Origin of the sequence: Paraburkholderia sp. RL18-101-BIB-B (assembly GCF_046026985.1) — a bacterium.
Classification (GTDB): domain Bacteria; phylum Pseudomonadota; class Gammaproteobacteria; order Burkholderiales; family Burkholderiaceae; genus Paraburkholderia.
In genome coordinates, this window is the sequence record NZ_JARESV010000002.1 from 119852 (window position 1) to 145182 (window position 25331).

A 25331-nucleotide genomic window follows, 5' to 3' on the forward strand; every position below is an offset into this window, starting at 1 on the left:
GTCTCCTCGGCTTGATCGTTTCAATTGGTTTTGCAGCTCGGGGGGCGCGCCTCGTCGCGCCATCGGCGAAAAGCGCGAAGCCGGCAAACGATCTGGACAGGATCGGTACGTGACAGACGTACGGCCGGCCAGCAGCTCCGCGGGCGCGGACTTACAATATCGGTTAATCCAGAGGCGCTCAACATGTCGTTTTCCCCAAGCATTGCAGGGTTATCCGGGCCTTTGACGGCCCTTTCCGACGCGCTCACCACGTTGCACGAGAGCGCGTTCGCACGGCTCGGCAGCGTGTTTCTGACGCGTCTGCCCGCGGCGCCGCTCAGCGCGCCGTACCTCGTCGGGTTCTCCGCCGAAACCGCCGCGCTGCTCGGTCTAGAGCCGGGCCTCGAGAAGGATCCGGGCTTTGCGGAACTGTTCTCCGGCAACGTCACGCGCGAGTGGCCGGCCGAGACGCTGCCTTATGCGTCGGTGTATTCCGGGCATCAGTTCGGCGTGTGGGCCGGCCAGCTCGGCGACGGCCGCGCGCTCGGCCTCGGCGAAGTCGAACACGACGGCCAGCGCTTCGAGTTGCAGCTCAAAGGCGCGGGGCGCACGCCCTATTCGCGTATGGGCGATGGCCGCGCGGTGTTGCGTTCGTCGATCCGCGAGTATCTGTGTTCGGAGGCGATGCATCACCTCGGCATTCCGACCACGCGCGCGCTGTGCGTGATCGGCTCCGATCAGCCGGTGCGGCGCGAGACGATCGAAACGGCGGCGGTGGTCACGCGCGTGGCGCCGAGCTTCGTGCGTTTCGGCCACTTCGAGCACTTCTATTCGAACGATCGCACCGACGCGCTGCGCGCGCTCGCCGATCACGTGATCGAGCGTTTCTATCCGCATTGCCGCGAAGCCGACGATCCGTATCTCGCGCTGCTCGACGAAGCGGTCATGTCGACCGCTGACCTGATGGTCGAGTGGCAGGCGGTCGGCTTTTGCCACGGCGTGATGAACACCGACAACATGTCGATACTCGGCCTCACCATCGACTACGGTCCGTTCGGTTTCATGGACGGCTTCGACGCCGGCTACATCTGCAATCACTCCGATTCGCAAGGCCGTTACGCGTACAAGATGCAGCCGCAGATCGCTTACTGGAATCTCTTCTGCCTCGCGCAGGGGCTGTTGCCGCTGCTGGGCGAAAAGCATGAGGAAAGCGTGCGCGGCGACAAGGCGATCGAAGACGCGCAGCGCGTGCTCGGCGGCTTCAAGGATCGTTTCGCCCCGGCGCTGGAGCGGCGCATGCGCGCCAAGCTCGGCCTCGAAACCGAACGTGACGGTGACGCTTCGCTCGTGAATCGTCTGTTCGAAGTGATGCATGCCAGTCGTGCGGATTTCACGCTGACTTTCCGCAACCTGGCGCGCATGTCGAAGCACGACGCGAGCGGCGACGCGCCGGTGCGCGACCTGTTTCTCGACCGTGCCGCGTTCGACGCCTGGGCGAACGACTACCGCGCGCGGCTGTCCGAAGAAACACGCGACGACGCCGAGCGCGCCATTGCAATGAACCGTGTGAACCCCAAATTCGTACTTCGCAATCATCTGGCGGAGACGGCAATCCGTCACGCGAAAGAGAAGGATTTTTCCGAAGTGGAACGACTGGCGGCCGTGCTGCGCCGTCCGTTCGACGAACAGCCCGAGCACGAAGCATATGCGGGGCTGCCGCCGGACTGGGCGAGTTCGCTGGAAGTGAGCTGCTCGTCGTGACGTGCTGAACGCCGTGTGATCGCGCGTGATGAGCCGAATCTGCATGATCATCATGCGTCCCCTCAAAACAAGCCCGAGACAGGAACTCCGACCATGAACAAACCCGACGAACTCAAGACCGACGCCCCCGCCGTGCAGAAAGACGACGCCGAGTGGCGCAAGCAGCTCTCCGACATCGAATATCAGGTGACGCGCCACGCGGCCACCGAGCGCCCGTTCACCGGCCGCTATCACGATCACTGGGACCGCGGCATCTATGACTGCGTCTGTTGCGGCACGCCGCTGTTCGAATCGGACACCAAGTTCGACGCCGGTTGCGGCTGGCCGAGCTACTTCAAGCCGATCGACGGCGAAGTGATCACCGAGAAGACCGACCGTTCGCACGGCATGCTGCGTATCGAGGTGGAGTGCAAGAACTGCGGCGCGCATCTGGGCCACGTGTTCGAAGACGGACCCGCGCCGACCGGCCTGCGGTACTGCATCAATTCAGCTGCGTTACAATTCGAGCCCAAGTAACGCAGCGCGGAGTCCGGCGCGTTGCCGGCCGGCGTCTGCGACCATTCAGGCGCGCGCCGGCCGCGACACCCTTCATCCAGTTTGCGAACCGGCTGCCCCGACGCTTCGCACCGCACCCTTATTCTTCGACTCGCTTTCCGCTCACTTTCCGATTCCCCGACCAGATAATGAAATTCCTGTTCGATCTGTTCCCGATCATCCTGTTCTTCGTCGCCTTCAAGATTTGGGGCATTTTCACGGCGACGGCAGTGGCGATCGTCGCCACGCTGATGCAGATCGCGTGGGTGGCCTTCCGCCACCGCAAGGTCGATCCGATGCTGTGGGTGAGCCTCGGCGTCGTCACCGTGTTCGGCGGCGCCACGCTCGTGCTGCACAACGACACGTTCATCAAATGGAAGCCGACCGTGCTCTACTGGGCGTTTTCGGTCGCGCTGATCGTCTCGCAACTGGCCTTCAACAAGAACCTGATCGAAGCGATGATGGGCAAGCAGATCACGCTGCCGCACGCGATCTGGGGCAAGCTGAATGTCGTGTGGGCGGTGTTTTTCGTGCTGCTCGGGCTGGTCAATCTGTTCGTCGCCTACAACTACACGACCGACCAGTGGGTCAATTTCAAGCTGTTCGGCGCCACCGGGTGCCTGGTGGTGTTCATCGTCGGGCAGAGTTTGTGGTTGTCGAAGTATATGAAGGAAGAATGACATGACGAGCGATGTATTCATGCACGCCACCACCGCCGAGCGCGCCGCGTTGATCGAGGCGCGCCTCGCCGCCGCGCTGGCGCCGGTCACTTCGATCCAGATCACCGACGACAGCGCTCAGCACGCCGGTCACGCCGGCGCCTCCGCCGGCGGTCATTTCAGTGTCACGATCGTGGCGGCCGCATTCGCCGGCAAGGCCCGCGTGGCGCGGCATCGCATGGTGTATGATGCGCTGGCCGATGCCATGCAGCGCGGCATTCACGCCCTTGCCATCACGGCGTATACGCCCGAAGAATTCGCTTTGTTGCCCCGCTAGGAAAATTTTCGATGACCTTGAAGAAAACCCGCCTCTGGGTATTGCTGGCTGCATTTGCAGCCGCACCTGCATTCGCACAGAACATCGCCGTCGTGAACGGCACGCCGATTCCCAAAGCACGCGCCGACGCGCTGATCGACCAACTGGTTCATCAAGGCCAGCAAAATACGCCGCAACTGCAAACGGCCGTGCGCGAAGAACTGGTGAACCGCGAGATCCTGATGCAGGAAGCGCTGCGCCGCGGCCTGCCGAATCGTCCGGACATCAAGGCGCAAATCGCCGTGGCACAGCAAACCGTCGTGCTGCGCGCGCTGATCGAAGACTTCGTGAAGAACAACGCGCCGAGCGACGCCGAAGTCACCGCGCGTTACAACGCGCTGATCAAGGACGCGGGCGGCAAGGAATATCACCTGCACCACATCCTCGTGGATAACGAACAGCAGGCGAAGGACCTGATCGCGAAGATCAAGGCCGGCGCAAGCTTCGAGGATCTGGCCAAGCAATTCTCGAAGGACCCGGGATCGGGCAAGAACGGCGGCGATCTGGACTGGTCGGACCCGAAGGCCTACGTGCCTGAATTCGCGGACGCGGCCACGCATCTGCAGAAAGGCCAGATGACCGACACGCCGGTGCATACGCAATTCGGCTGGCACATCATCCGTGTCGACGACGTGCGCGACGTCACGCCGCCGCCGCTGGAGCAAGTGCGCCCGCAGATCGTGCAGCAGATCCAGCAGGAAAAGCTGCAAGCGTTCGAAGAAGGTCTGCGTAAGAACGCGAAGATTCAGTAAGCAGGTTTGCCGCTGAAGAGCGAGCGGCTCGCTTCGAGCGGGTACTTCGGTTCTTTTCGGTTCTTATTTGCCAGCGGCCCCGGCTTCTGTTCATGGCCCCGTTCAGTCAATGACTGAACGGGGCTTTTTCATGTCTGGTCAGGCCGGCGGCAATCACTTGCGCAGGGCCCGGCTCATCTCCGCAAGCGGCATCGCGACAATCGAGTCGAGCAGCCGGACCTCACCGGCATTCGGCTGCGCGATCTTGTCGACGCTGCGCCGGGTGTCCGCCACGCGGGCGTCGAGCGTGGCCAGCATGTCATCCAGCAATTTTTCCGAGCCTTTCGGCGCGAGACGAAGCGCTTCGCCGAATGCGAGCATGTTCTTCCTGGAAATCTGCGCGAACTGCGTGGCGTCTCCGACAGGCATGGTGAGGTCACAGTGTGGCCAACGATCCCGCTGCTGCGGCTGGTAGGTCGGCGTATGGTAGACGACCGTGCTGAGCAGGTCGTAAAACGGAGCCAGCATGTAGCCGCGCGGGGTGACGAAGAACGAGAGGTTTTTCAGATGTGAGTCGGCGTTGCCGATGAGCACATTGAAGATCGCCCATCGGAATACATCGAGACGCGCCACTGCCCGCGTGCTCGTTTTCTCGATGGCGTCCCTGAGCACCTGCGCCGTGGCGTTCTGATATTTGAAGCTGCGGTCGTAGTTCAACAGTTGCATGGCGTCGACGGTATGCAGCCGCCGCGCCGGCTCGCTGCTCGTGTCACGGTCGAAGCGATCGATCACGTAGCAGGCCGAAGGCACGCGCATAAAATGCGTAGGCGGTACGCGCACACCCATCGCATGCGCGAGTTGCATGCAGAAAAATTCGTTGATCGCCGAATGCGGATAGCCCGTGCTTCGCATGTCGGGCTTGAGCAGATGCATGGACGGTTCACTGCCCACGGGTTCAAAGAGCGCGTAATCCGGCGCGTCGCCGCGCAAGGTCAGCAGCAGCTTCTGTTGGGCGCCCGCCGCGGACATGCGTTTGGGCGCCGTGGCGGTGAGCGCATGCTGCGGCATCGCCTGAATGCGTGCCTCCAGATTCGCGTACGTCAACGGTTGCAGACCGCTCGGTGCCTCCTGTTCGCCCTCGGCAAGCAGCGTCAAGGCGCCAGCCGACTCCCGGCCGTAATAGGCAAGCAGACCCCACGCATCGCTCGCATCGACCCTGGCCTCACGAGCGAGCGCACTGCGCATTTCCTCTTCCGGCAAAAGGTTGTCGAAGAACCATTGCACCGGCCGCTGGCTCGAGCCGTCGACGAAAGGCCGGGCTTCCAGTGGGAAAGCGGGTGAAAGCGCAAACGCGTCTTCACGACTCAGCCAATCCTCGTCGTAGGTAAATGACCAGACGCCGCTGTCATCGCTCACGACGCCCACTCGTTGGCCATTCGCATAGGCGACGAGCGTTCTAGCGGCCATGAGGATTCCGTCGGCGATGGGACGCCTTGGTCGAGACGTCTGCGGGGATGTCTACGGAAACCTGGGCGCGCAGCGTGATACCCAGTTCGGCGAGCAGGTGCAGCACCTTGCCGATCTGCGCTGTCGGCTTACCTGCCTCGATATGCGTGATGAACTTGGGAGACAGGCCGGTCGCGGTGGCGACGTCGTCGCGCGTCAGCCCTTGTGCGAGCCGTGATGCCCGCACAAGATCGCCTAAGGCCGTCATATCGCCAATGAAAGTCTCGGATTGCACCACTTTCCGCCCCTGTATGTTCGTACCCGCTCGGGAACATTATGCCACGGGGCGAAGGGGCAGGCCTGATTTCGTACCCGGTCGGGTACCAAATGATGTTTTGGAGGCTTATACGCCTGCTTCGTACCCGAACGGATACGAAACACAATAATTTGGAGTGTATCGCTCTTCCCGTACCAGCTCGGATACGGACCAAGGCGTCGACAATCCGCTCACTGCTGCGAGGGCCGGCGCATGTGCCGCCCGCCTTGCCGGCGCCAGGCGGCCTACACAGCCGTCGGGCCAGCAGGCTGCCGTGCCAACTACACGGCAGCCTGTCTTACATCATCAGCCCAACCAGCGGCGCGCGTTCTGGAACACGCGCATCCACGGGCTTGCGTCCGTGGCGCCCTCGCCCCAGCCTTCCGGATGCCAGCTCATCTGCACAGCGCGATGCACGCGCTCCGTATGTGGCATCAGCACCGTGAAGCGACCGTCCGGCGTCGTTACCGACGTGATGCCGTTCGGCGAACCGTTCGGGTTGAACGGATACTGCTCGGTCGCCTGACCACGGTGATCGACATAACGCATCGCCACCGCGACCTTCGACGCATCGCCTTGCTGCGAGAAGTCCGCGTAGCCTTCGCCGTGCGCGATCGCCACTGGAATGCGCGAGCCTTCCATGCCGTTGAAGAAGATCGACGGCGAAGCCTGCACTTCGACCAGCGAGAAGCGCGCTTCGAATTTCTCCGACTTGTTGCGCGTGAACTTCGGCCACGCTTCGGCGCCCGGAATCATCGAGGCGAGGCTGCTCATCATCTGGCAACCGTTGCAGATACCGAGTGCGAACGTGTCTTCGCGGCCGAAGAACGCGGCGAACATATCGGCCAGTTGCGCGTTGAAGCGGATCGCCTTCGCCCAGCCTTCACCAGCGCCCAGCGTGTCGCCATAAGAGAAGCCGCCGCACGCCACCGCGCCGGCGAAATCGGCGAGATTCGCGCGGCCGGCCAGCAGGTCGCTCATGTGCACGTCGTGCGCGTCGAAGCCGGCGCGGTCGAATGCGTAGGCCGTTTCGAGGTGCGAATTCACGCCCTGCTCGCGCAGGATCGCGACGCGCGGACGCGCGCTCTTGCCAATGAACGGCGCGGCGACGTCTTCAGCCGGATCAAAGCTCAGCACCGGCGTGATGCCCGGATCGGCCGCGTCGGAGAGCGCGTCGTATTCGGCGTCGGCGCAAGCGGGGTTGTCGCGCAGACGCGCAATACGCCAGCTCACTTCGCTCCACGTACGATGCAATTCGGTGCGCGGCGCTTCATAAATCTTCTTGGCGTCGCGATAGATTTCGATCGTGTCGCGCTCGTTGAGCTTGCCGATCACATGCGCGCACGCCGACAGCCCATGTTCGCGCAACGCAGCCAGCACCGTGTCGCGCTCAGACGCACGCACCTGAACGACGGCGCCGAGTTCTTCGTTAAAGAGCGCGCGGATCGTACGGTCTTCGCGGCGGCCGCTGGTCTGCTTCGCCCAATCTTTGGCGTCGCCGTAATCGGATTCATGGTTCGGATCGAGCACCAGCATGTCGACGTTCAACGACACACCCACGTGCCCCGCGAACGCCATTTCGCACACCGTCGCCCACAGGCCGCCGTCGGAACGGTCGTGGTAAGCGAGCAGTTTGCCGTCCTGGTTCAGCGCCTGGATCGCGGCGAAGAAACGCTTGAGGTCTTCCGGATCGTCCACGTCCGGCACCGTGTCGCCGACCTGCTGCGTGACCTGCGCGAGAATACTGCCGCCCAGGCGATGCTTGCCGCGGCCGAGGTCGATCGCGATCAGCACGGACTCGCCCACGTCGCTGGTGCGGCGCAGTTGCGGCGTGAGGTGGCGGCGCACGTCTTCGACCGGCGCGAACGCCGAGATGATCAGCGAGACCGGCGCGACCACTTCCTTCGCGACGCCGCGGTCTTCCCACTTGGTGCGCATGGACAGCGAATCCTTGCCGACCGGAATGCTGATGCCGAGTGCCGGGCACAACTCCATGCCGATCGCCTTGACCGTGTCGTAGAGCGCGGCGTCTTCGCCCGCTGCGCCGCACGCGGCCATCCAGTTGGCCGACAGCTTGAGCTTGTCGAGCGACGCGATCGGCGCCGCCGCGATATTCGTGACCGCCTCGCCAACCGCCATGCGGCCCGAAGCCGGCGCGTCGATCACGGCGAGCGGCGTGCGCTCGGCCATCGTCATGGCTTCGCCGGTAAAGCCCGCGTAGTCCATGGTGGTAATCGCGACGTCGGCCACCGGCACTTGCCACGGGCCGACCATCTGGTCACGCGCGGTCGTGCCGCCCACCGAGCGGTCGCCGATCGTGATCAGGAACGACTTGCTCGCCACTGTGGGATGACGCAGCACGCTGACCGCCACATCCGACAGCGCGAGGCCGGTGACATCCACCGGTTCGAGCTTCTGCTTGACGCGCTTGACGTCGCGGTGCATGCGCGGCGCCTTGCCGAGCAGCACTTCCATCGGCATGTCGACCGGCTCATGCGCGGTGTCGTCGTTCAGTTCGGAGTCGATCAGCTTGAGTTGACGCTCGGCCGTGGCCGTGCCGATCACCGCGAACGGGCAGCGCTCGCGCTCGCACATGGCGGCGAACGCCGGCAGATCGGCCGGCGCGATGGCCAGCACGTAGCGTTCTTGCGCTTCGTTCGACCAGATTTCGCGCGGCGACAGACCGCTCTCTTCCAGTTGAATCTTGCGCAGATCGAAGCGCGCGCCCTTACCGGCGCCGTCGACCACTTCCGGGAAGGCGTTCGAGAGACCGCCCGCGCCGACGTCATGGATGCTCAGAATCGGGTTCTTCTCGCCGAGTTGCCAGCACGCATTGATCACTTCCTGCGCACGGCGTTCGATTTCCGGGTTGCCGCGCTGAACCGAATCGAAGTCGAGTTCAGCGGTGTTGGTGCCGGTCGCCATCGAGCTCGCGGCGCCGCCGCCCATGCCGATGCGCATGCCCGGACCGCCGATCTGGATCAAGAGCGACCCTTCCGGCAGATCGTGCTTATGCGTATGTTGGTCCGAGATATTGCCGATACCGCCGGCGATCATGATCGGCTTGTGATAACCGCGCACCAGTCCCGCGACGTTCTGCTCGTACGCACGGAAATAACCGCCCAGGTTGGGCCGGCCGAATTCGTTGTTGAACGCGGCGCCGCCGAGCGGGCCGTCGATCATGATCTGCAGCGGCGAGGCGATCCGGTCGGGCCGGCCGTACGCTTCGTGCTTGTCGTCCGGATTGCGGTGCGCGAGAGGCTGCGCGGCGTCGCGCGCGTTTTCCCATGTCTCGACGCCGTCCGGCAGTTCCAGGTTCGACACCGTGAAGCCCGCCAGCCCCGCCTTGGGACGCGCGCCACGGCCGGTCGCGCCTTCGTCGCGAATTTCACCGCCCGCGCCGGTCGCGGCGCCCGGGAACGGCGAGATCGCGGTCGGATGGTTGTGCGTTTCCACCTTCATCAAGGTGTGCGTGAGTTCATTGCTGCGGCGATAGTGCTCCGGCATCGCGCCGGGGTCGGCCGGCGTGCGCGGGAACCAGCGCTCGGCCATGCCGCCCGCCATGATCGCCGAGTTGTCCGAATACGCGACGATCGTGCCTTGCGGATTTAGCTTCTCGGTATTGCGGATCATGTTGAAGAGCGAGATGTCCTGTTTCTCGCCGTCGATGGTCCAGTCCGCGTTGAAAATCTTGTGACGGCAATGTTCGCTGTTGGCCTGCGCGAACATCATCAGTTCGACGTCGGTCGGGTTGCGGCCGAGTTTCGTGAAGGCGTCGACCAGGTAGTCGATTTCGTCGTCGGCGAGCGCGAGGCCCAGTTCCGTGTTCGCCGTTTCCAGCGCGCCGCGGCCGTTGTTCAATACGTCGACGGTTTGCAGCGGCTTGGCCGGCAGTTCGTCGAACAGATGCAGCGCGTAGTCGCGCGACGGTGACACGCTTTCCGTCATGCGGTCGTGCAAGGCTGCCGCGACGGCCGCGCGGGCTTCGTCGGTGAGCGCCTTCTTGCCGCCCAGCAGGCCGCTTTTCAGCGTGACCGTGTACTCGACGCCGCGCTCGATGCGGCGCACCTGCGTGAGGCCGCACAGATGCGCGATATCCGTTGCCTTGCTGGCCCATGGCGACACCGTGCCGAAACGCGGCACCACGAGGAAGGTCTCGGCCGTGCCGCGCTCCTTGGTTTCTTCGAGCGGATCGCCGTAATGCATCAGCGCTTCGATCTTCGCGTTGTCTTCAGCGGAGAGCGGTGTCTGGGCGTTGACGAAGTGCAGATATTGCCCGCGCACACCGGTGATGTTCGGATCGATGCGCGTAAGCGTTTCGAGCAGGCGGGTTTGACGGAAATCGGAAAGGGCCGAAGCGCCGGGGAAACACGAGAAGTGGGCCATGGACTTGACGTTGCGTCGCTAATGATGCCGATGAGTGATGCCGATGAGTCGCGCGTGAAGGCGACGTGAGGCGGAAAGGAAGTCCGAGATTATACCCCGGGAAGAGGCTTCCAGCGGGCTTGGCGGTGCGGCTTCGGGCAGGTTTCGAGTTGGTTCCGCGGCGCTTCGGCGCAGATCCCAGCCACGTTTCGGCCGGACTCGGCCTCGCCCGCGGCACGCACGGCGGCGGCGCTCCGGCGTTGCACCCGCGTGGCCGCGCCAGCGGTTTGACTGCTATCATTCGCCCTTTCACCAGATCGGCGCGAGCGGCCTGAGCAGGCCGGGCAGCGCGCCGCATGTCACGCTCAACGGGAATGCGCCGCTTCGGCGTCCCGTCGGCAACTCGAATCAGAACATGGATGTCATCGTCATCGGCGGCGGGATTGTGGGCGTCGCCACCGCTTATCAACTGCGCGCGGCCGGCCATCGGGTATGCGTCGTCGAGCGCCACGCCACGGTCGCGCAGGGCGCAACCTATGGACACGGCGGCACCGTCCTGCCGACCCCGCTCGACGTCTGGTTCGGCCCGACTTTCATGGCGAGCCGTCAAAACGCCAAAAATGGCGTCGTCAACAAGACCGGCTTCAACGGATCGGCGCGCCAGTTCGTCAAGCAGCTCGCCGAGTTGCAGGAACCCGACGCGTTCGGCCATCAATACGGACTGCTGCGACCGCTGATCGAGCTGTCGCGCGAAACCATGGCGGACATGGAGGCGCGCTTCGGCCTCGAGTTCGAACAGACCAGCGGCGTGCTCTATCTGGTGCGCTCCGAACAGGAATGGGAGCAAATGCGGCCCGCGCGTGGCCTGCTGCAGCTTTTCGAAGTGCCGCACCACGAGTTCACACCCGAACAATGCGCCGCGTTCGAGCACTCCGTGCGCACCGAGCCGGAATTCGCGGGCGGCGTGCTGTTCGACCAGGAGCGCACGGCCAATGCACCGCTCTTCACCAAGCTGATCAAGCAGACGCTGGATACGCAAGGCGGCGTGCAATTCATGCTGGGCTGCGAAGTCTCGTCGATCCGCCTGGAGGGCCAGCGCGCCTCGGTGGAACTGGCGCCGCAGCCGGGTGCGACCTCCCGTTCGCGCGAAGTGGATGTGATCCACGCCGACGCGGTGGTCGTGGCGGCCGGCCACGGCAGCCTGCCGCTGCTCGAACGACTCGGCTTGCGGCTGCCGTTGCATCCGCTGCGCCTGCACACGCTGGTCGCACCGATCGCGCATGAGGAATGCGCGCCGCACGTCGCGATCGTCGACGCGGTGAAGCGGATCGCGATCAGTCGCATGAACCATCGGCTGCGGATCGCGGGCGGCGCGGTCTTGCAAAGCGCTGGCCAGATCGACAAGCCATTGGGCGAAGCGGTGACGAAAGAAGCCCTCGCCCTGCTCGGCCAGGCCACGCACGACTGGATTCCAGGCGCCGCGCGAATCTCGGTGGCCTTGCCTTGGGAAGGCGTCAAACTGCTGTCGCCGGACGGCTTGCCGGTGATCGGCAACGCACTGCATCCGCGGCTTTTCGTCAATGTGGGCCACGGCCCCGCCGGCTGGGGTCTCGCCTGCGGGTCGGGCAAACTGGTTGCCGACCTGATTTCGGGCGGCACGCCGGACGTCCCCGCGGACACGCTGGCCGCCCTACGTCCTGATCGGTTCAGGTAAATCGCCGGCCCGCGCGCGAGCGGGCCGCAAGAGGCGCCCGCCAGGCGCCCATCGGCACTACCATAGCGATTCCCCAAGCTTTTTCGCCTGCCACCAGGCGAACCGCCAAGCCTCGCTATGACAGAAGTTGACAACACGCCGCCGACGCTCATCAGCCCCCTCAATCGGGCGCTGCCGCTCCTGACGCTCACCGACCTGCGGATCGCCGAATCCCAGGCGGCGGCCGCCCTGCCGAAACACACGCTGATGTCGCGCGCCGGGAAAGCCGCCGCGAGCTTCCTGCGCGAGCAGATCACCCGCGATACCTCGATCGAGAAATCGAGGCAGAAGGTGTGGCTCATCGCCGGACCGGGCAACAACGGCGGCGACGCGCTGATTCTCGCGACAGAACTGCACCAAGCCGGCATCGCGGTCGAACTGTGCATGCCGGTCGAGGTCAAGCCGGAAGACGCGCGCTGGGCTCTCGACACGGCCCGCGCGGCAGGCGTCGCGATCAGCAGCACGCCGCCCGCGTCGCTGGACGGCTACCGGTGGCTGGTGGACGGCATGTTCGGCATCGGCCTCACGCGCCCGCTCGAAGGCGTGTTCGCGGCCGTCGCCCGGCAGCTTTCGCAACGGGCCAAAACGCGGCCGCGCAAAGGCGGCGTGCTGGCCCTCGACGTGCCGAGCGGACTCGACAGCGACACCGGCACGGTTGTGGGCAACGGCGACGGCGCCGCCGTCCATGCCACCCATACGGTCACCTTCATCGGCGCCAAACCCGGGCTCTTCACCGCGCAAGGGCGTGATCTTGCCGGCGCGGTCACGCTCGCGCCGATCGGCGTCGACACTAGCGGCCGCACGGCCGTGCAGTTGAACGCGCCCGAGCTCTTCGCCGCCTTCCTGCCCGCGCGCGATTTCGCGACCAACAAGGGCAGCTTCGGCAGCCTCGCCGTGGTCGGCGGCGAAACCGGCATGTGCGGCGCGCCGATCCTCGCCTCGCGCGCGGCGCTGTACACCGGCGCGGGCAAGGTGCACGTCGCGTTGCTGGGCGAAGGCGCGCCGCCCTACGACCCGCCGCATCCCGAACTCATGCTGCATGCCATCGACGATCTGCCCCTCGACCAGATGGACGCGCTCGCCGTCGGCTGCGGCATGGGTCATCGCGAACGCGCCACGCGCGTGATGCACGACGTGCTGCAACTCGACGTGCCCAAGCTGTTCGACGCGGACGCGCTGAACCTGATCTCGAAGGACTCCGCGCTCGCCGCCGACGTCACCGCGCGCGGCGTGCAAGGCGATCCGTGCATCCTCACGCCGCACCCGCTCGAAGCCGCGCGTTTGCTCGGCACCGACGCGCCGGGGGTGCAGCGCGACCGCCTCACCGCGGCGCGCTCGCTCGCCGCGCGCTACGCCGCCGTGGTCGTGCTCAAAGGCACCGGCACCGTCATCGCGGCGCCGGACGGCCGCCTCGCGATCAATCCGACCGGCAACGCCGCGCTCGCGACGGGCGGCACCGGCGACGTGCTCGGCGGCATCATCGGCGCGCTGCTCGCGCAGCATCTGCCGCGTTACGAAGCGGCGCTCGCGGGCGTCTATCTGCACGGTCTCGCCGCCGACACGCTGAGCGCGCAAGGCCACGGCCCCGCCGGCCTGACGGCGGGCGAACTGGCGCCGATGGTGCGAACCTTGCTGAACCGTTTGTTCTACCCGGCAGCGGAGAGCTGAGGCGGTGTGCTGAAACTGTCCGTCCCAACCTATGGATGGACGCCCCAAACCGCTGCCGCCCGTCACGCAACGCCGTTATACTGACTGACTGCGCCGCGCGTCGGAGCCACCACGGGTTACGGCGAACTTTCCCCGCCACCCATGGCGAACCCGGCCGCGCGGCATCGCTCTAACAGCATCGTTGCATCATCCTCGGCAGCGCTTCACGCGCGCGCCTTTCTTCGTGCCACTTGGTTAGACGGACGCTATGACCCAGAACTCGCTCCCCTCCTGGTCCTCGCTGCAAACGCATTACGAAAAGATTCGCGATGCACATATGCGCGACTGGTTCGCCCCCGAGAACGATCCCGCCCCTACCCGTGCTGAGCGCTTCGCGTTCGCGGGCGGCGGTCTCGCGGCCGATTTCTCGAAGAACCGCATCACCGAAGAGACGCTGAAACTGCTCGTGCAACTGGCGCGCGAAGCCGGCGTCGAGAAACGCCGCGACGCCATGTTCGCGGGTGAAATCGTCAACCCGACGGAAGGCCGCGCCGTGCTGCACACCGCCCTGCGCGCCACCGATCCGAAAGCGCCGTTCTACGCTCAGGTGCAGGCCGAGCGCGCCAAGATGGCCGCGTTCGCCGACCAGGTGCGCAGCGGCGAGTGGAAAGGCTATACCGGCAAGCGGATCCGCTATGTCGTGAACATCGGCATCGGCGGCTCGGATCTTGGGCCGAAGATGGTCGTGCACGCGCTGCATCATCTGGCCACGCCGGAGATCACCACACACTTCGTGTCGAACGTCGACGGCGCCGATCTGTACAACGTGATGCAGCAGATCGATCCCGAAGAGACGCTCGCGATCATCGTCTCCAAGACCTTCACCACGCTCGAAACCATGACCAACGCGCGCTCGCTGCGCGACTGGTTCATCGAGAAAGGCTGCCCGGAAAGCGCGCTGGCGAAGCACTTCGTCGGCGTGTCGGCCAATCCCGCGGAAGTGGTCAAGTTCGGCATCGCGAAAGAGAACGTGTTCGAGATGTGGGACTGGGTCGGCGGCCGCTATTCGCTGTGGTCGGCAGTCGGTCTGTCGATCATGATTGCGATCGGGCCGAAGCAGTTCGACGAACTGCTCGCCGGCGCCAACGAGATGGACCAGCATTTCCGCGACGCACCGCTCGAAAAAAATCTGCCGGTTCTGCTCGGCATGATCGGCATCTGGTATCGCAACTTCTTCGGCTCGCAAAGCTACCTGGTCGCGCCGTATTCCGAAGCGCTGCATTTCCTGCCCTCGTATCTGCAACAGCTCGAGATGGAAAGCAACGGCAAGTCCGCGCGTCTGGACGGCGCGATGGTCGACTACCCGACCGCCGCAGTGACGTGGGGCGAACCGGGCACGAACGGTCAGCACGCTTTCTTCCAGATGCTGCATCAGGGTCCGACGATCGTGCCGATCGACTTCATCGCTGTGTTGACGCCGGAGCATCCGCTCGTCAGCCATCATCCAAAGCTGCTCGCCAATTGCTTCGCGCAAAGTGAAGCGCTGATGCTCGGCCGCACGCTCGAAGAAGCGAAGAAAGTGGCCGGTGCGGACAAGCCTGAACTCGCACCGCATCTGGTATTTCCGGGCAACCGTCCGACCAGCACGCTGTTGGTCGACGCGCTCACCGCACGTTCGCTCGGCGCATTGATCGCGCTGTACGAGCACAAGGTGCTGGTGCAGGGGTCGGTGTGGAACATCAATTCCTTCGATCAGTGGGGCGTGGAGTTGGGCAAGATTCTCGGCAAGGTGGTCGAGGCCGACCTGACGGCGTCGAGCGTCGATGAGAAGAAGCACGACTCGTCGACGTCTGCATTGATCGCGCGGGCGCGCGCGGCGTTGAAGAAGTAATGGTGAGCGGCGCGGTACGTCGCCGTGCCGCTGAAGTTTTATGCTGAGGTGGTTGGCGAATTCGCCTGCTGACGAAGTGAGCCGGAATGAAAAAAGCGGGCCCTTGCGGCCCGCTTTTGCTTTGTATCGACGCCCGCTCAGGCGAGACGTCCTGCCTCGATCGTCACCGTGGTATCGCAGCGGCGCGCCAGTTCGATGTCGTGCGTGACGAGAATCAACGTAGCGCCGTTCGCGCGGTTCATCTCGAACATCAGATCGATCACCGCGTGACCGGTGGCGGCATCGAGACTGCCGGTCGGCTCATCGGCGAAGAGGATCGCCGGGTGTGTGACGAACGCGCGCGCGAGCGCCACACGTTGCTGCTCGCCGCCCGACAGCAGCTTCGGATAATGACTGGTGCGCTTGCCGAGACCCACCTGCTCCAGCAAGCCGCGCGCACGCGTTGCGGCTTCGCGGGTGCCAATGCCGCCTTGCAGTTCCAGCGGCAAGGTGACGTTTTCGAGCGCCGTCAAATGAGGCATCAATTGAAACGACTGGAACACGAAGCCGACGGAGCCGCTGCGCAATGCGGCGCGCTCGTCTTCGTTCAGTTCACCGAGTTCGCGGCCGAGCAACCGAACCGAGCCCGAGCTCGCGCTGTCCAATCCTGCGAGCAAGCCGAGCAGCGTAGACTTGCCCGACCCGGATGCACCGACGATTGCCACACTGCTGCCGGCATCGATAGCAAGATCGATGTCGTCGAGAATCGTCAGTTCGCCCGTTGCATCCTTAACCTTCTTGCACAAACCCCGCACTTCAATGACTGGATCAGTTTTGTTTAGCATGGTGAAGCGTAGGTTGAAAGTGCGTGCCATGACGTCTCGCGCCACGGCGCTGACAACGGCATGCGGCGTTGCCGTGGCCGCTACCCTGTTTTCAGTGAGCCTCGCGGCCCGGGCCGCCAACGCGCCCGAACCGGCCAAGCCGGTGATCGTCGTGCTCGGCGACAGCATCTCCGCCGAATACGGCCTGCCCCGCGACACGGGCTGGGTCGCCTTGATGCGCCAGCGCCTCACCGACGAGCGAATCGATTATAGCGTCGCCAATGCGAGCATCAGCGGCGACACCACGAGCGGCGGACGAGCCCGCTTGCCCGCGCTCATGCAGCGCCTGAAGCCGAGCATCGTGATCGTCGAACTCGGCGCCAATGACGCATTGCGCGGCGTGCCGCTCTCCACCACCGAAGACAACCTGCGCACGATCATCGAGCAGGCTCAGCAAGGTCACGCGAAGGTCGTACTGGTGGGCATGTATGTGCCGCCTAACTACGGCCCGGACTACACGCAAAAGTTCCACGGCTTGTACGGCGAACTGTCCAGGCAATTGCGTGTGCCGCTCGTGCCGTTTCTGCTCGCCGGCATTGCCGACAAACCGGACATGTTCCAGGCCGATCAGATTCATCCGACCCAGCAGGCACAGCCAGTGCTACTCAACAACGTGTGGCCCGCAGTCAAGCCACTCCTTCGCACAAGTTCGCCGCACTGAAAAAGCCTGCTAACAACTTGTTTCCAGAACTGCGGGAACGCGGATCGGTAAGTTCTCTCTGACACTTTCGTAATCCCGCGTAACCGGCTCGATTTTGAGCGACTTTTGAGGAGATAACGTGAAATATTTACCGTTAATCGCTTTGACCGTGGCAATTTCTGCCTGCGCCGCTCAACCACCCGCTGGCGTTCAGTCCGTTGGTCAAAGCCAGCAACCGCCGAAGGCTGTCGCTACCTGTATCGCGCAGAAGTGGGCAGACAGCTCGCAACAACAAGTCGTGTCGCAAGACACGCTGGCTAACGATCAAGCCATGGATGTCTATGTTCCGGGTCAGCAGCCGCCTAATGGCGCCGCCGCTGTCGTACGCCCGTCGTACACCGGCAAAGGTACGTGGGTCGGCTTCCGCGCGAATGGCGCTGCGGGCAGCGACGCCACAGGTGCAATCAGCGGCTGCCTGTAATACCGCAGCGTGCCGCAGCAAACCGTTTGACGAGCTTGCACTCGTCAAATGAAAAGCCCCGCAATTGCGGGGCTTTTTTGTGTTTGTGCGGTGTTATTCGCCGCTTGCCTGGGCATTGCTGCTGTCGAGCGAGCCGTAGAATTTCACCTTCGAACGCGCGCGCAGCGCTTCGACGTAGGCCTCTGCTTCGGACTGCGCATCGACCTGTGCGATCTGTTGCTGCGCTGCGGCCAGACGTTGCGGATCGACCGTGTTACCGGCCACCACCGCGTTCACGCGATAGATTGCATAGCCGTCGTCGCCGAGATCCACGCCGACATAGGCCGGCAATTTTTGCGCGTCCGCCTTGTAGATTGCACTCAATGCGGCCGGCGGCACGCCTTGCGCGTCGTTGCGCGACACCTTCAACGGCGACGAGAAGCCCGTGGTCGCCTTCGACTTTTCGAACTCGGCCAGTTTGGCCACGCCGTCCTTGTGAGCCGCTTCATCCGACTGAACGGCGATCACCTTCTGACGCACGGCGTCCTTGACGGCGTCGAGCGCCGGCACCGCCGCGGCCTTGTAGTCGGTCACGCGCGCCGCGATCAACGTGTTGCCGCCGACGTCGATGGCCTGCGTGTTGTTGCGTGCCGTCGTGGCGTCGCTAGCGAACACCGCGGCGAGGAACTTCGCGTTATTCAGCGGGCTGTCAGGCGCGAGCTTCGGATCCGGCTGAGGCGTGACCGTGGCGGTCTGCAATTGCAGCTTGTACTTGTCGGCAGCGGGCTGCAGGCTCTTCGCCTTTTCGTAGACGATCGACGTGAAGCCTTCCGAATCGTCGGTGAATGCCTTGCTGGCCAACTGCGTCTTCAGGTCTTTCGAAATCTGATCTTTCACTTCGTCGAACGGCTTCGTGACCGCCGGCTTCACGTCCGTCACCTTGACGATGTGATAGCCGAAGTCGGTCTGCACGATGCCGCTCACTTCGTCTTTCTTCAGCGCGAACACGGCGTCGTCGAACGCCTGGCCGCCCGCGATCATGCCGCGGCCGAAGTAACCCAGATCGCCGCCCTTCGACGCCGAACCCGGATCCTGCGAATTCTGCTGCGCGATCTGCGCGAATTGGTCCGGATGCGCCTTGATCTGCGCGAGCAGATCTTCGGCCTTCTGCTTGGCCTTGGCCTTGTCAGCCGCGCTCGCGTCTTTCGGCGCCGCGATCAGGATGTGGCTCGCACGCACCTGGCCGTCGGTGCGGTAGTGCGCGATGTTGTCGTCGTAGTACTTCTTCAGATCGGCGTCGGTAGGCTGCGCGGAAGCGGCGAGCGTGGCCGGCGACATCACGAGATACTGGATCGTGGCCGTCGCGGGCGTAGCGAATTCGTTGCGATGCGCGTCGTAATACGCTTGCAGCTGCGCGTCGGTGGGCTGCACCTTCGCGGCGTAATCGCGCGGATGAAACGCAATGCCCTGCACTTCGCGCTGTTGTTCCGCGAGCTCAGTCAGATGCTGAGCGAGCGTTTTCGACGTAAACGCGCTGCCCTGAATGCTGGCCGGCAACTGCTGCGTGGCAATGCTGTAGCGCACGCGTTCGTCGTACTGGTCGGGCGTCATGCCCTGCATGGCGAGCAACTGCTTGTAGCGTTCGACGTCGACCGTGCCGTCGGGATTCTTCAGCGACGAGATCACCGGATCGTTCATCAACACACGGCGTACGGCGTCGTCAGACGCGGTCAGATGCAGGCGCTGTGTTTCATCGGCCAGCACGCGTTGCTCGATCAAACCATCGAGCATCTGAGCGCGGCGTTCCGGCGTGTCGAACGACTTCATGTCGAACTGCGCGCCGAGCATCTGACGGGCGCGGTCGAGTTGCTGACGCATCGCGTCGTCGTATTCAGCGCGCGTGATCTTGTGACCGTTGACGCTCGCGACGTTTGCACTTTCGTCAAAGAAGCCGCGGAAGCCCTGAATACCCACAAAACCCAACCCCGGCACAATGACGAGGATGAGCATGAACATCATCAGGCGTTTGTGATTGCGGAAAAAATCGAGCATGCGTGAGGAGTGCCAAAAACAGAACGCCCGATCTTACAACAGCGGGCAATAAAAAAGGCGAACCGGAGTTCGCCTTTCGAGGATACTGGCGGAGTGGACGGGACTCGAACCCGCGACCCCCGGCGTGACAGGCCGGTATTCTAACCGACTGAACTACCACTCCTTATGCAGCACAACTGCGCTGCGCTGAAACACTTAAACGAATCTGAAACTGGTGGGTGCTGAGAGGCTCGAACTCCCGACCTACGCCTTGTAAGGGCGCCGCTCTACCAACTGAGCTAAGCACCCGTTTCACGATTCAGTGCTTCTTCTGTCTGCCGCCCGATTCTCGTCAACCGACGTTCCTCAAGCAGCGAGCCCATTAGTTTAGCGCATCCTTCAGAGCTTTGCCAGGCCTAAATTTAGGAACCTTGGCCGCCTTGATTTTGATGGCAGCGCCGGTGCGCGGATTGCGCCCGGTGCGCGCGGTACGCTTGCCAACCGCGAAGGTGCCGAAACCGACCAGCGTCACCGAACCACCCTTCTTCAACGTACCTTTGACACCATCGATCACAGCGTCGAGTGCACGGCCTGCTGCTGCCTTCGAAATGTCGGCTTGCTGTGCAACGTGATCGATCAATTCCGTCTTGTTCATTCCAACCCCCGAGAATGTTTATGGCAATCGTGACGGCACTCTCTTAGCGCCTAGCATCACGCGGCCGGCGGGCAACGCCGGGCGCAATCATTAGAATTGGCCGAAACCCTTGTGTCAAGCGGGGTTGAGCCTGATTTGGGTGGTTTTCGAGGGGGCTTCCTATAACAAGATGTTGCCGCAAATCGATGCGCATGCAACCAGTCGGCAAGCGCACCGCAGCTTTGCTCAATAGGTGGGAAAACGCACCTCGCGCGACGCTTGACGCAAGTCGCGCGGCCATAAAAAAACCCGCGGCCGTGACCGCGGGTTTTCTTCAAGCACACAGCTTCGTTACTGACTATCTTAGTGCTTCACGACTTCCGTCGCTGCGGCGTCTTTGCCCGGCTCCGCTGCGACCGGCGCAGCAGGCTTCGGCTCTTCTTCCGGCAACGCCGCCGGCACACGTTCGAGCGCCAGTTCGAGCACCTTGTCGATCCAACGGACCGGCACGATTTCGATTGCGTTCTTCACGTTGTCCGGAATCTCCGTCAAGTCCTTGACGTTCTCTTCCGGAATCAGCACCAGCTTGATACCGCCGCGATGCGCCGCCAGCAGTTTTTCCTTCAAGCCGCCGATCGGCAGAACTTCGCCACGCAACGTGATTTCGCCCGTCATCGCGACATCGGCGCGCACCGGAATCCCGGTCAACACCGACACCAGCGCGGTCGTCATCGCGATACCGGCAGACGGACCGTCTTTCGGCGTCGCACCTTCCGGCACGTGAATGTGAATGTCCTGCTTCTCGAATGCTTCGTCCTTGACACCGAGACGGCGCGAACGCGAACGAACCACCGAGCGTGCTGCCTCGACCGATTCCTTCATCACGTCGCCGAGCGAACCCGTGCGGATCACATTGCCCTTGCCCGGCATCACCGCAGCTTCGATGGTCAGCAGATCGCCGCCCACTTCCGTCCATGCGAGACCCGTAACCTGGCCAACCTGATTTTCCTTCGCAGCCAGACCGAAGTCGTACTTGCGCACGCCGAGGAACGTATCGAGGTTGCTGCCGTCGACCTTCACCGCGCCTTCCGCCTTCTTCAGCAGAAGCATCTTCACGACCTTGCGGCAGATCTTCGAAATTTCACGCTCGAGCGAACGCACGCCCGCTTCACGCGTGTAGTAACGAATGATGTCGCGGATCGCGGTTTCCGTCACATCGACCTCGCCTTCCTTGAGGCCGTTGTTCTTCTTCTGCTTGGGCAAAAGATAACGTTGCGCAATGCTGACCTTCTCGTCTTCCGTGTAACCCGACAGACGGATCACTTCCATCCGGTCGAGCAACGGCGGCGGAATGTTCAGCGAGTTCGACGTCGCGACGAACATCACGTCCGAGAGATCGAAGTCGACTTCGACGTAGTGATCAGCGAACGTATGGTTCTGTTCCGGATCGAGCACTTCCAGCAAAGCCGACGACGGATCGCCGCGGAAGTCCTGACCCATCTTGTCGACTTCGTCGAGCAGGAAGAGCGGATTGCGCACGCCGACCTTGGTCAGGCTTTGCAGAATCTTGCCGGGCATCGAACCGATGTACGTACGACGGTGACCGCGAATCTCGGCTTCGTCGCGCACGCCGCCGAGCGCCATACGCACGAACTTGCGGTTCGTGGCGCGAGCGATCGACTGACCCAGCGACGTCTTACCGACACCCGGAGGCCCAACGAGGCACAGGATCGGCGCTTTGACCTTGTCGACACGTTGCTGGACCGCGAGATACTCGAGAATGCGTTCCTTCACTTTCTCGAGACCGAAATGGTCCTCGTCGAGCACACGTTCCGCATTCGAGAGGTCGTTGTTGACCTTGCTCTTCTTGCGCCATGGCAAGCCGATCAGCGTGTCGATGTAGTTGCGCACGACGGTCGCTTCAGCCGACATCGGCGACATCAGCTTGAGCTTTTTCAGCTCGGCGTCGGCCTTCTTCTTGGCTTCCTTCGGCATGCGGGCAGCCGTGATGCGCTTCTCGAGTTCTTCGAGGTCCGCACCTTCTTCGCCTTCGCCGAGTTCCTTCTGGATCGCCTTGACCTGTTCGTTCAGGTAGTACTCGCGCTGACTCTTCTCCATCTGGCGTTTCACACGCCCACGGATGCGCTTTTCGACCTGCAGGATGTCGATCTCGGCTTCGAGTTGCGCGAGCAGATGCTCGAGTCGCTCGATGACCGGGAACATTTCGAGGATGTGCTGCTTCTGGTCGAGCTTGAGCGGCAAGTGCGCCGCGATCGTGTCGGCCAGACGCCCGGCTTCGTCGATACCCGACAGCGACGTCAGGATCTCCGGCGGGATCTTCTTGTTCAGCTTCACATACTGGTCAAACTGCGACACGATCGCGCGGCGCAGCGCTTCAGTTTCAGCGCTGTCGGCGTGGTCAGGTTCGAGCGGCATGACTTCGCACGAGAACTGCGTTTCCTGTTCTTCGATGGAAAGCGTTTTCGCGCGCTGCAAGCCTTCGACGAGCACCTTCACGGTGCCATCGGGCAGCTTCAGCATTTGCAGGATGTTGGCGACACACCCTACTTCGTACATGTCCTTTTCGGTCGGCTCATCTTTCGCAGCCGTCTTCTGGGCAACGAGCATGATGTGCTTGCCGCCTTCCATCGCTGCTTCGAGAGCCTTGATCGACTTCGGGCGGCCTACGAAGAGCGGAATCACCATGTGCGGGAAGACGACTACGTCACGCAGCGGGAGCAGCGGGAGCGTAATGCGTTCCGGCGGAAGGAGTTGGGTTCCTGACATTTCATTTCCCCATGAGTGGAATCAGTTCGTTCGATAGGTGAGGCCAGCAGAAAAGATTGCAAGCCTCCGCGTGTGGGAAAAGTTCAGTGACTCCGAAGGTTCAGTGACTCCATAGTGAAAACAACCAGCCTGACCACACGATAAACGAAAAAAGCCGTTCACGTTGCCATGAACGGCTTTTTTTGCAGAACCCGAAAGCCGATCAGTTCGAACCCGCCACTTTGGGCGCGTCTTCGTAGATCAGTAGCGGTTTGCCGTCGCCGTCAATCACGTTGTCGTCGATGATGACCTTGCTAACGCCTTTCATTTGCGGCAGGTCGTACATCACATCAAGCAACGCCTGTTCCAGGATGGAGCGCAGACCACGCGCACCCGTCTTGCGACGAATTGCCTTACGCGCGACAGCTTGCAACGCGGCCGGGCGAATTTCGAGCTCGACGCGTTCCATGTTGAACAGCTTGTGGTACTGCTTCACCAGTGCATTCTTCGGTTCGACGAGAATTTTCATCAACGCCACTTCGTCGAGCTTGCCGAGCGTGGCGACCACCGGCAGACGGCCGATCAGTTCGGGAATGAGGCCGAATTTGATCAGATCCTCCGGTTCCACTTCGCGCAGCACTTCGCCGGCGTCGCGATCCTGCTTGCTCTTCACGCTTGCGCCGAAGCCAATACCGGTCTTCTCGGTACGATCGACGATGACCTTTTCGAGGCCGTCAAACGCGCCGCCGCAAATGAACAGAATGTTGGTGGTGTCGACCTGGATGAAGTCCTGATTCGGGTGCTTACGGCCGCCTTGCGGCGGCACCGACGCCATCGTACCCTCGACCAGTTTCAGCAAAGCCTGTTGCACGCCTTCGCCCGACACATCGCGGGTGATCGACGGGTTGTCGGACTTGCGGCTGATCTTATCGATTTCGTCGATGTAGACAATGCCGCGCTGGGCCTTGTCGACTTCGTAATTGCAGTTTTGCAGCAGCTTCTGAATGATGTTCTCGACGTCTTCACCGACATAGCCGGCTTCCGTCAGCGTGGTTGCATCGGCAATCACGAACGGAACGTTCAGAAGGCGCGCGAGGGTCTGCGCGAGCAGCGTCTTGCCGGAACCGGTCGGGCCGATCAGCAGGATGTTGCTCTTGGACAGCTCGATCTCATCCTTCTTGTCGAGATGCTTGAGACGCTTGTAGTGGTTGTACACCGCGACCGCGAGAATTTTCTTCGCGCGTTCCTGACCGATCACATACTGGTCGAGGATTTCACGGATTTCCTGCGGACTCGGTAGATCGGACTTCGACAAGCCCGCCTCGATGCCCGCACCTGCAGCCTCATCACGGATGATTTCGTTGCACAGGTCGATACATTCATCACAGATGAACACCGACGGGCCGGCAATCAGTTTTTTGACCTCATGCTGGCTCTTGCCGCAAAACGAGCAATACAACAGCTTTTCGCTGTTAGAACCTTTCTTGTCCGCCATAGATGTGTGAGCCTCCGGACACTCGATTACATGATACGCCGTTTGCCCTGGCCTCGCAGTTTGGGCGGGGCCGGGCTTGAGCCAAGGTGACGGCGTTTGCCGCAGGCACTCGGACGAAATTTGATTATTTCACAACCGATCCGGCGACGTTTTTGCCCCAATTCGGGGCAAAAACGCACCATTTCAGGGACGCTTGTGCGCCACCTGGTCGACGAGGCCGTAAGCTTGCGCGTCGTCGCCGGACATGAAGTTGTCACGGTCGGTGTCGCGCGCGATACGCTCGACCGGCTGGCCGGTGTGATGCGCGAGCAGATGATTCAGCCGTTCCTTCAAATACAGGATTTCGCGCGCCTGAATTTCGATGTCCGACGCCTGACCACGCGCGCCGCCGAGCGGCTGGTGAATCATCACGCGCGAATTCGGCAGAGCAAAACGCTTGCCTTTCGCGCCGGCCGCCAGCAGGAATGCGCCCATGCTGGCTGCGAGACCCATGCACAGCGTGGAGACGTCCGGCTTGATGAACTGCATCGTGTCATAAATCGCCATGCCGGCGGAAACCGAGCCACCCGGGCTGTTGATGTAGAAACTGATGTCCTTGTCCGGATTCTCGCTTTCGAGGAACAGCATCTGCGCGACGACGAGATTGGCCGTCTGGTCGTTCACTTCACCGACCAGGAACACAATGCGTTCCTTGAGCAGACGGGAGTAGATGTCATACGAGCGCTCGCCCCGGCCGCTCGTTTCCACGACGATCGGCACCAGTCCGAGCGCCTGCGCTTCGAGATCCCGCGACGACTGGGAGGTCAACGTGTCCAGCATTTGAGCGCGAAAGGTCATGCAGTGGATCCTTGTCTGAAATATTCTAACTATTAGATGCTGGACAGGTGTGGTCGACAACCCCGTATTCAAGTGCGCGATCAGTGCATGTGCGCCGCGCAACACGAAGCAAAAACGCAATACACATTCACAGCACAAAAAAACGGC

The 25331-nt window shown here is 62.7% G+C and carries 19 protein-coding genes and 2 tRNA genes; 10 read left to right on the plus strand and 11 right to left on the minus strand.

What is annotated here, in order from left to right; all coding sequences use genetic code 11:
- Positions 1–183 precede the first annotated feature (183 nt).
- From P0D73_RS03525 to P0D73_RS03545, 5 genes are all read left to right on the plus strand, one after another.
- Complete coding sequence (locus tag P0D73_RS03525) at positions 184–1740, plus strand: protein adenylyltransferase SelO (protein ID WP_408175462.1); 1557 nt, start codon at positions 184–186, stop codon at positions 1738–1740.
- A gap of 93 nt (positions 1741–1833) precedes the next feature.
- On the plus strand, positions 1834–2256 hold the full coding sequence (gene msrB, locus P0D73_RS03530) for a peptide-methionine (R)-S-oxide reductase MsrB (RefSeq protein WP_132374684.1): 423 nt from the start codon (positions 1834–1836) through the stop codon (positions 2254–2256).
- A 167-nt stretch (positions 2257–2423) separates the two neighbouring features.
- Positions 2424–2954: a septation protein A gene (locus tag P0D73_RS03535; protein ID WP_408175463.1), complete on the plus strand. Its 531-nt coding sequence runs from the start codon at positions 2424–2426 to the stop codon at positions 2952–2954.
- A 1-nt stretch (position 2955) separates the two neighbouring features.
- Positions 2956–3270: a BolA family protein gene (locus tag P0D73_RS03540; protein ID WP_408175464.1), complete on the plus strand. Its 315-nt coding sequence runs from the start codon at positions 2956–2958 to the stop codon at positions 3268–3270.
- Between the two features lie 11 nt (positions 3271–3281).
- A complete protein-coding gene (locus P0D73_RS03545) occupies positions 3282–4061 on the plus strand; it encodes a peptidylprolyl isomerase (protein ID WP_408175465.1) in 780 nt (259 codons plus the stop codon).
- A gap of 153 nt (positions 4062–4214) precedes the next feature.
- Here P0D73_RS03545 and P0D73_RS03550 read toward each other — a convergent pair whose 3' ends face one another.
- The 3 genes from P0D73_RS03550 to purL all read right to left on the minus strand — a co-directional run bounded on the left by P0D73_RS03550 (position 4215) and on the right by purL (position 10188).
- Positions 4215–5507 carry a HipA domain-containing protein gene (locus P0D73_RS03550; protein ID WP_408286666.1) on the minus strand — a complete coding sequence of 431 codons (1293 nt, stop codon included), beginning with the start codon at positions 5505–5507 and terminating at the stop codon, positions 4215–4217.
- Positions 5497–5754: a helix-turn-helix domain-containing protein gene (locus tag P0D73_RS03555; protein ID WP_408175791.1), complete on the minus strand. Its 258-nt coding sequence runs from the start codon at positions 5752–5754 to the stop codon at positions 5497–5499. The genes P0D73_RS03550 and P0D73_RS03555 overlap by 11 nt, the downstream gene beginning before the upstream one ends.
- 354 nt (positions 5755–6108) lie before the next feature.
- Entirely contained in the window at positions 6109–10188 is a 4080-nt protein-coding gene (purL, locus tag P0D73_RS03560; RefSeq protein WP_408429767.1) for a phosphoribosylformylglycinamidine synthase, read from the minus strand.
- 394 nt (positions 10189–10582) lie between these two features.
- On the opposite strand from purL, the gene P0D73_RS03565 reads away from it, so the two are divergent.
- The 3 genes from P0D73_RS03565 to pgi all read left to right on the plus strand — a co-directional run bounded on the left by P0D73_RS03565 (position 10583) and on the right by pgi (position 15458).
- Positions 10583–11881, plus strand: coding sequence for an FAD-dependent oxidoreductase (locus P0D73_RS03565; protein ID WP_408429770.1), 1299 nt, complete (start codon positions 10583–10585; stop codon positions 11879–11881).
- 117 nt (positions 11882–11998) lie between these two features.
- The gene (locus P0D73_RS03570) at positions 11999–13588 is read left to right on the plus strand and encodes an NAD(P)H-hydrate dehydratase (protein WP_408429772.1); all 1590 of its coding nucleotides are present in this window, start codon (positions 11999–12001) and stop codon (positions 13586–13588) included.
- 247 nt (positions 13589–13835) lie between these two features.
- Positions 13836–15458, plus strand: a complete 1623-nt coding sequence (pgi, locus tag P0D73_RS03575; RefSeq protein ID WP_408429774.1) for a glucose-6-phosphate isomerase — start codon at positions 13836–13838, stop codon at positions 15456–15458.
- 137 nt (positions 15459–15595) lie between these two features.
- Here the strand turns inward: pgi and P0D73_RS03580 are convergent, their stop codons facing one another.
- Positions 15596–16282, minus strand: coding sequence for an ABC transporter ATP-binding protein (locus P0D73_RS03580; protein ID WP_106307454.1), 687 nt, complete (start codon positions 16280–16282; stop codon positions 15596–15598).
- 28 nt (positions 16283–16310) lie between these two features.
- Between P0D73_RS03580 and P0D73_RS03585 the strand changes: the two genes are divergently transcribed.
- Complete coding sequence (locus P0D73_RS03585) at positions 16311–16982, plus strand: arylesterase (protein ID WP_207915635.1); 672 nt, start codon at positions 16311–16313, stop codon at positions 16980–16982.
- Positions 16983–17100: 118 nt separating this feature from the next.
- Positions 17101–17442 (plus strand): hypothetical protein, encoded by a 342-nt coding sequence (locus P0D73_RS03590; protein WP_132374693.1) that lies wholly within the window; start codon positions 17101–17103, stop codon positions 17440–17442.
- Between the two features lie 93 nt (positions 17443–17535).
- Here the strand turns inward: P0D73_RS03590 and P0D73_RS03595 are convergent, their stop codons facing one another.
- The 7 genes from P0D73_RS03595 to clpP form a co-directional block, all read right to left on the minus strand.
- Positions 17536–19473 carry a SurA N-terminal domain-containing protein gene (locus P0D73_RS03595; protein WP_408175474.1) on the minus strand — a complete coding sequence of 646 codons (1938 nt, stop codon included), beginning with the start codon at positions 19471–19473 and terminating at the stop codon, positions 17536–17538.
- Between the two features lie 86 nt (positions 19474–19559).
- Positions 19560–19636, minus strand: a tRNA-Asp gene (locus P0D73_RS03600).
- A 49-nt stretch (positions 19637–19685) separates the two neighbouring features.
- Positions 19686–19761: transfer RNA gene (locus P0D73_RS03605), tRNA-Val, on the minus strand.
- A 73-nt stretch (positions 19762–19834) separates the two neighbouring features.
- Positions 19835–20107, minus strand: a complete 273-nt coding sequence (locus tag P0D73_RS03610; RefSeq protein WP_012432917.1) for an HU family DNA-binding protein — start codon at positions 20105–20107, stop codon at positions 19835–19837.
- A 342-nt stretch (positions 20108–20449) separates the two neighbouring features.
- Positions 20450–22873 carry an endopeptidase La gene (gene lon / locus P0D73_RS03615; RefSeq protein WP_132374695.1) on the minus strand — a complete coding sequence of 808 codons (2424 nt, stop codon included), beginning with the start codon at positions 22871–22873 and terminating at the stop codon, positions 20450–20452.
- 202 nt (positions 22874–23075) lie between these two features.
- Positions 23076–24347: an ATP-dependent Clp protease ATP-binding subunit ClpX gene (gene clpX / locus P0D73_RS03620; protein WP_007182009.1), complete on the minus strand. Its 1272-nt coding sequence runs from the start codon at positions 24345–24347 to the stop codon at positions 23076–23078.
- A gap of 183 nt (positions 24348–24530) precedes the next feature.
- Entirely contained in the window at positions 24531–25184 is a 654-nt protein-coding gene (gene clpP, locus P0D73_RS03625; protein ID WP_007182010.1) for an ATP-dependent Clp endopeptidase proteolytic subunit ClpP, read from the minus strand.
- Between the last annotated feature and the right edge of the window lie 147 nt (positions 25185–25331).

Excerpts from the sequence above, each read along its gene's own strand:
- P0D73_RS03525 (WP_408175462.1), top strand. The coding sequence starts at position 184 with ATGTCGTTTTCCCCAAGCATTGCAGGGTTATCCGGGCCTTTGACGGCC.
- msrB (WP_132374684.1), top strand. The coding sequence starts at position 1,834 with ATGAACAAACCCGACGAACTCAAGACCGACGCCCCCGCCGTGCAGAAA.
- P0D73_RS03535 (WP_408175463.1), top strand. The coding sequence starts at position 2,424 with ATGAAATTCCTGTTCGATCTGTTCCCGATCATCCTGTTCTTCGTCGCC.
- P0D73_RS03540 (WP_408175464.1), top strand. The coding sequence starts at position 2,956 with ATGACGAGCGATGTATTCATGCACGCCACCACCGCCGAGCGCGCCGCG.
- P0D73_RS03545 (WP_408175465.1), top strand. The coding sequence starts at position 3,282 with ATGACCTTGAAGAAAACCCGCCTCTGGGTATTGCTGGCTGCATTTGCA.
- P0D73_RS03550 (WP_408286666.1), bottom strand. The coding sequence starts at position 5,507 with ATGGCCGCTAGAACGCTCGTCGCCTATGCGAATGGCCAACGAGTGGGC.
- P0D73_RS03555 (WP_408175791.1), bottom strand. The coding sequence starts at position 5,754 with ATGACGGCCTTAGGCGATCTTGTGCGGGCATCACGGCTCGCACAAGGG.
- purL (WP_408429767.1), bottom strand. The coding sequence starts at position 10,188 with ATGGCCCACTTCTCGTGTTTCCCCGGCGCTTCGGCCCTTTCCGATTTC.
- P0D73_RS03565 (WP_408429770.1), top strand. The coding sequence starts at position 10,583 with ATGGATGTCATCGTCATCGGCGGCGGGATTGTGGGCGTCGCCACCGCT.
- P0D73_RS03570 (WP_408429772.1), top strand. The coding sequence starts at position 11,999 with ATGACAGAAGTTGACAACACGCCGCCGACGCTCATCAGCCCCCTCAAT.
- pgi (WP_408429774.1), top strand. The coding sequence starts at position 13,836 with ATGACCCAGAACTCGCTCCCCTCCTGGTCCTCGCTGCAAACGCATTAC.
- P0D73_RS03580 (WP_106307454.1), bottom strand. The coding sequence starts at position 16,282 with ATGCTAAACAAAACTGATCCAGTCATTGAAGTGCGGGGTTTGTGCAAG.
- P0D73_RS03585 (WP_207915635.1), top strand. The coding sequence starts at position 16,311 with ATGACGTCTCGCGCCACGGCGCTGACAACGGCATGCGGCGTTGCCGTG.
- P0D73_RS03595 (WP_408175474.1), bottom strand. The coding sequence starts at position 19,473 with ATGCTCGATTTTTTCCGCAATCACAAACGCCTGATGATGTTCATGCTC.
- P0D73_RS03610 (WP_012432917.1), bottom strand. The coding sequence starts at position 20,107 with ATGAACAAGACGGAATTGATCGATCACGTTGCACAGCAAGCCGACATT.
- lon (WP_132374695.1), bottom strand. The coding sequence starts at position 22,873 with ATGTCAGGAACCCAACTCCTTCCGCCGGAACGCATTACGCTCCCGCTG.
- clpX (WP_007182009.1), bottom strand. The coding sequence starts at position 24,347 with ATGGCGGACAAGAAAGGTTCTAACAGCGAAAAGCTGTTGTATTGCTCG.
- clpP (WP_007182010.1), bottom strand. The coding sequence starts at position 25,184 with ATGACCTTTCGCGCTCAAATGCTGGACACGTTGACCTCCCAGTCGTCG.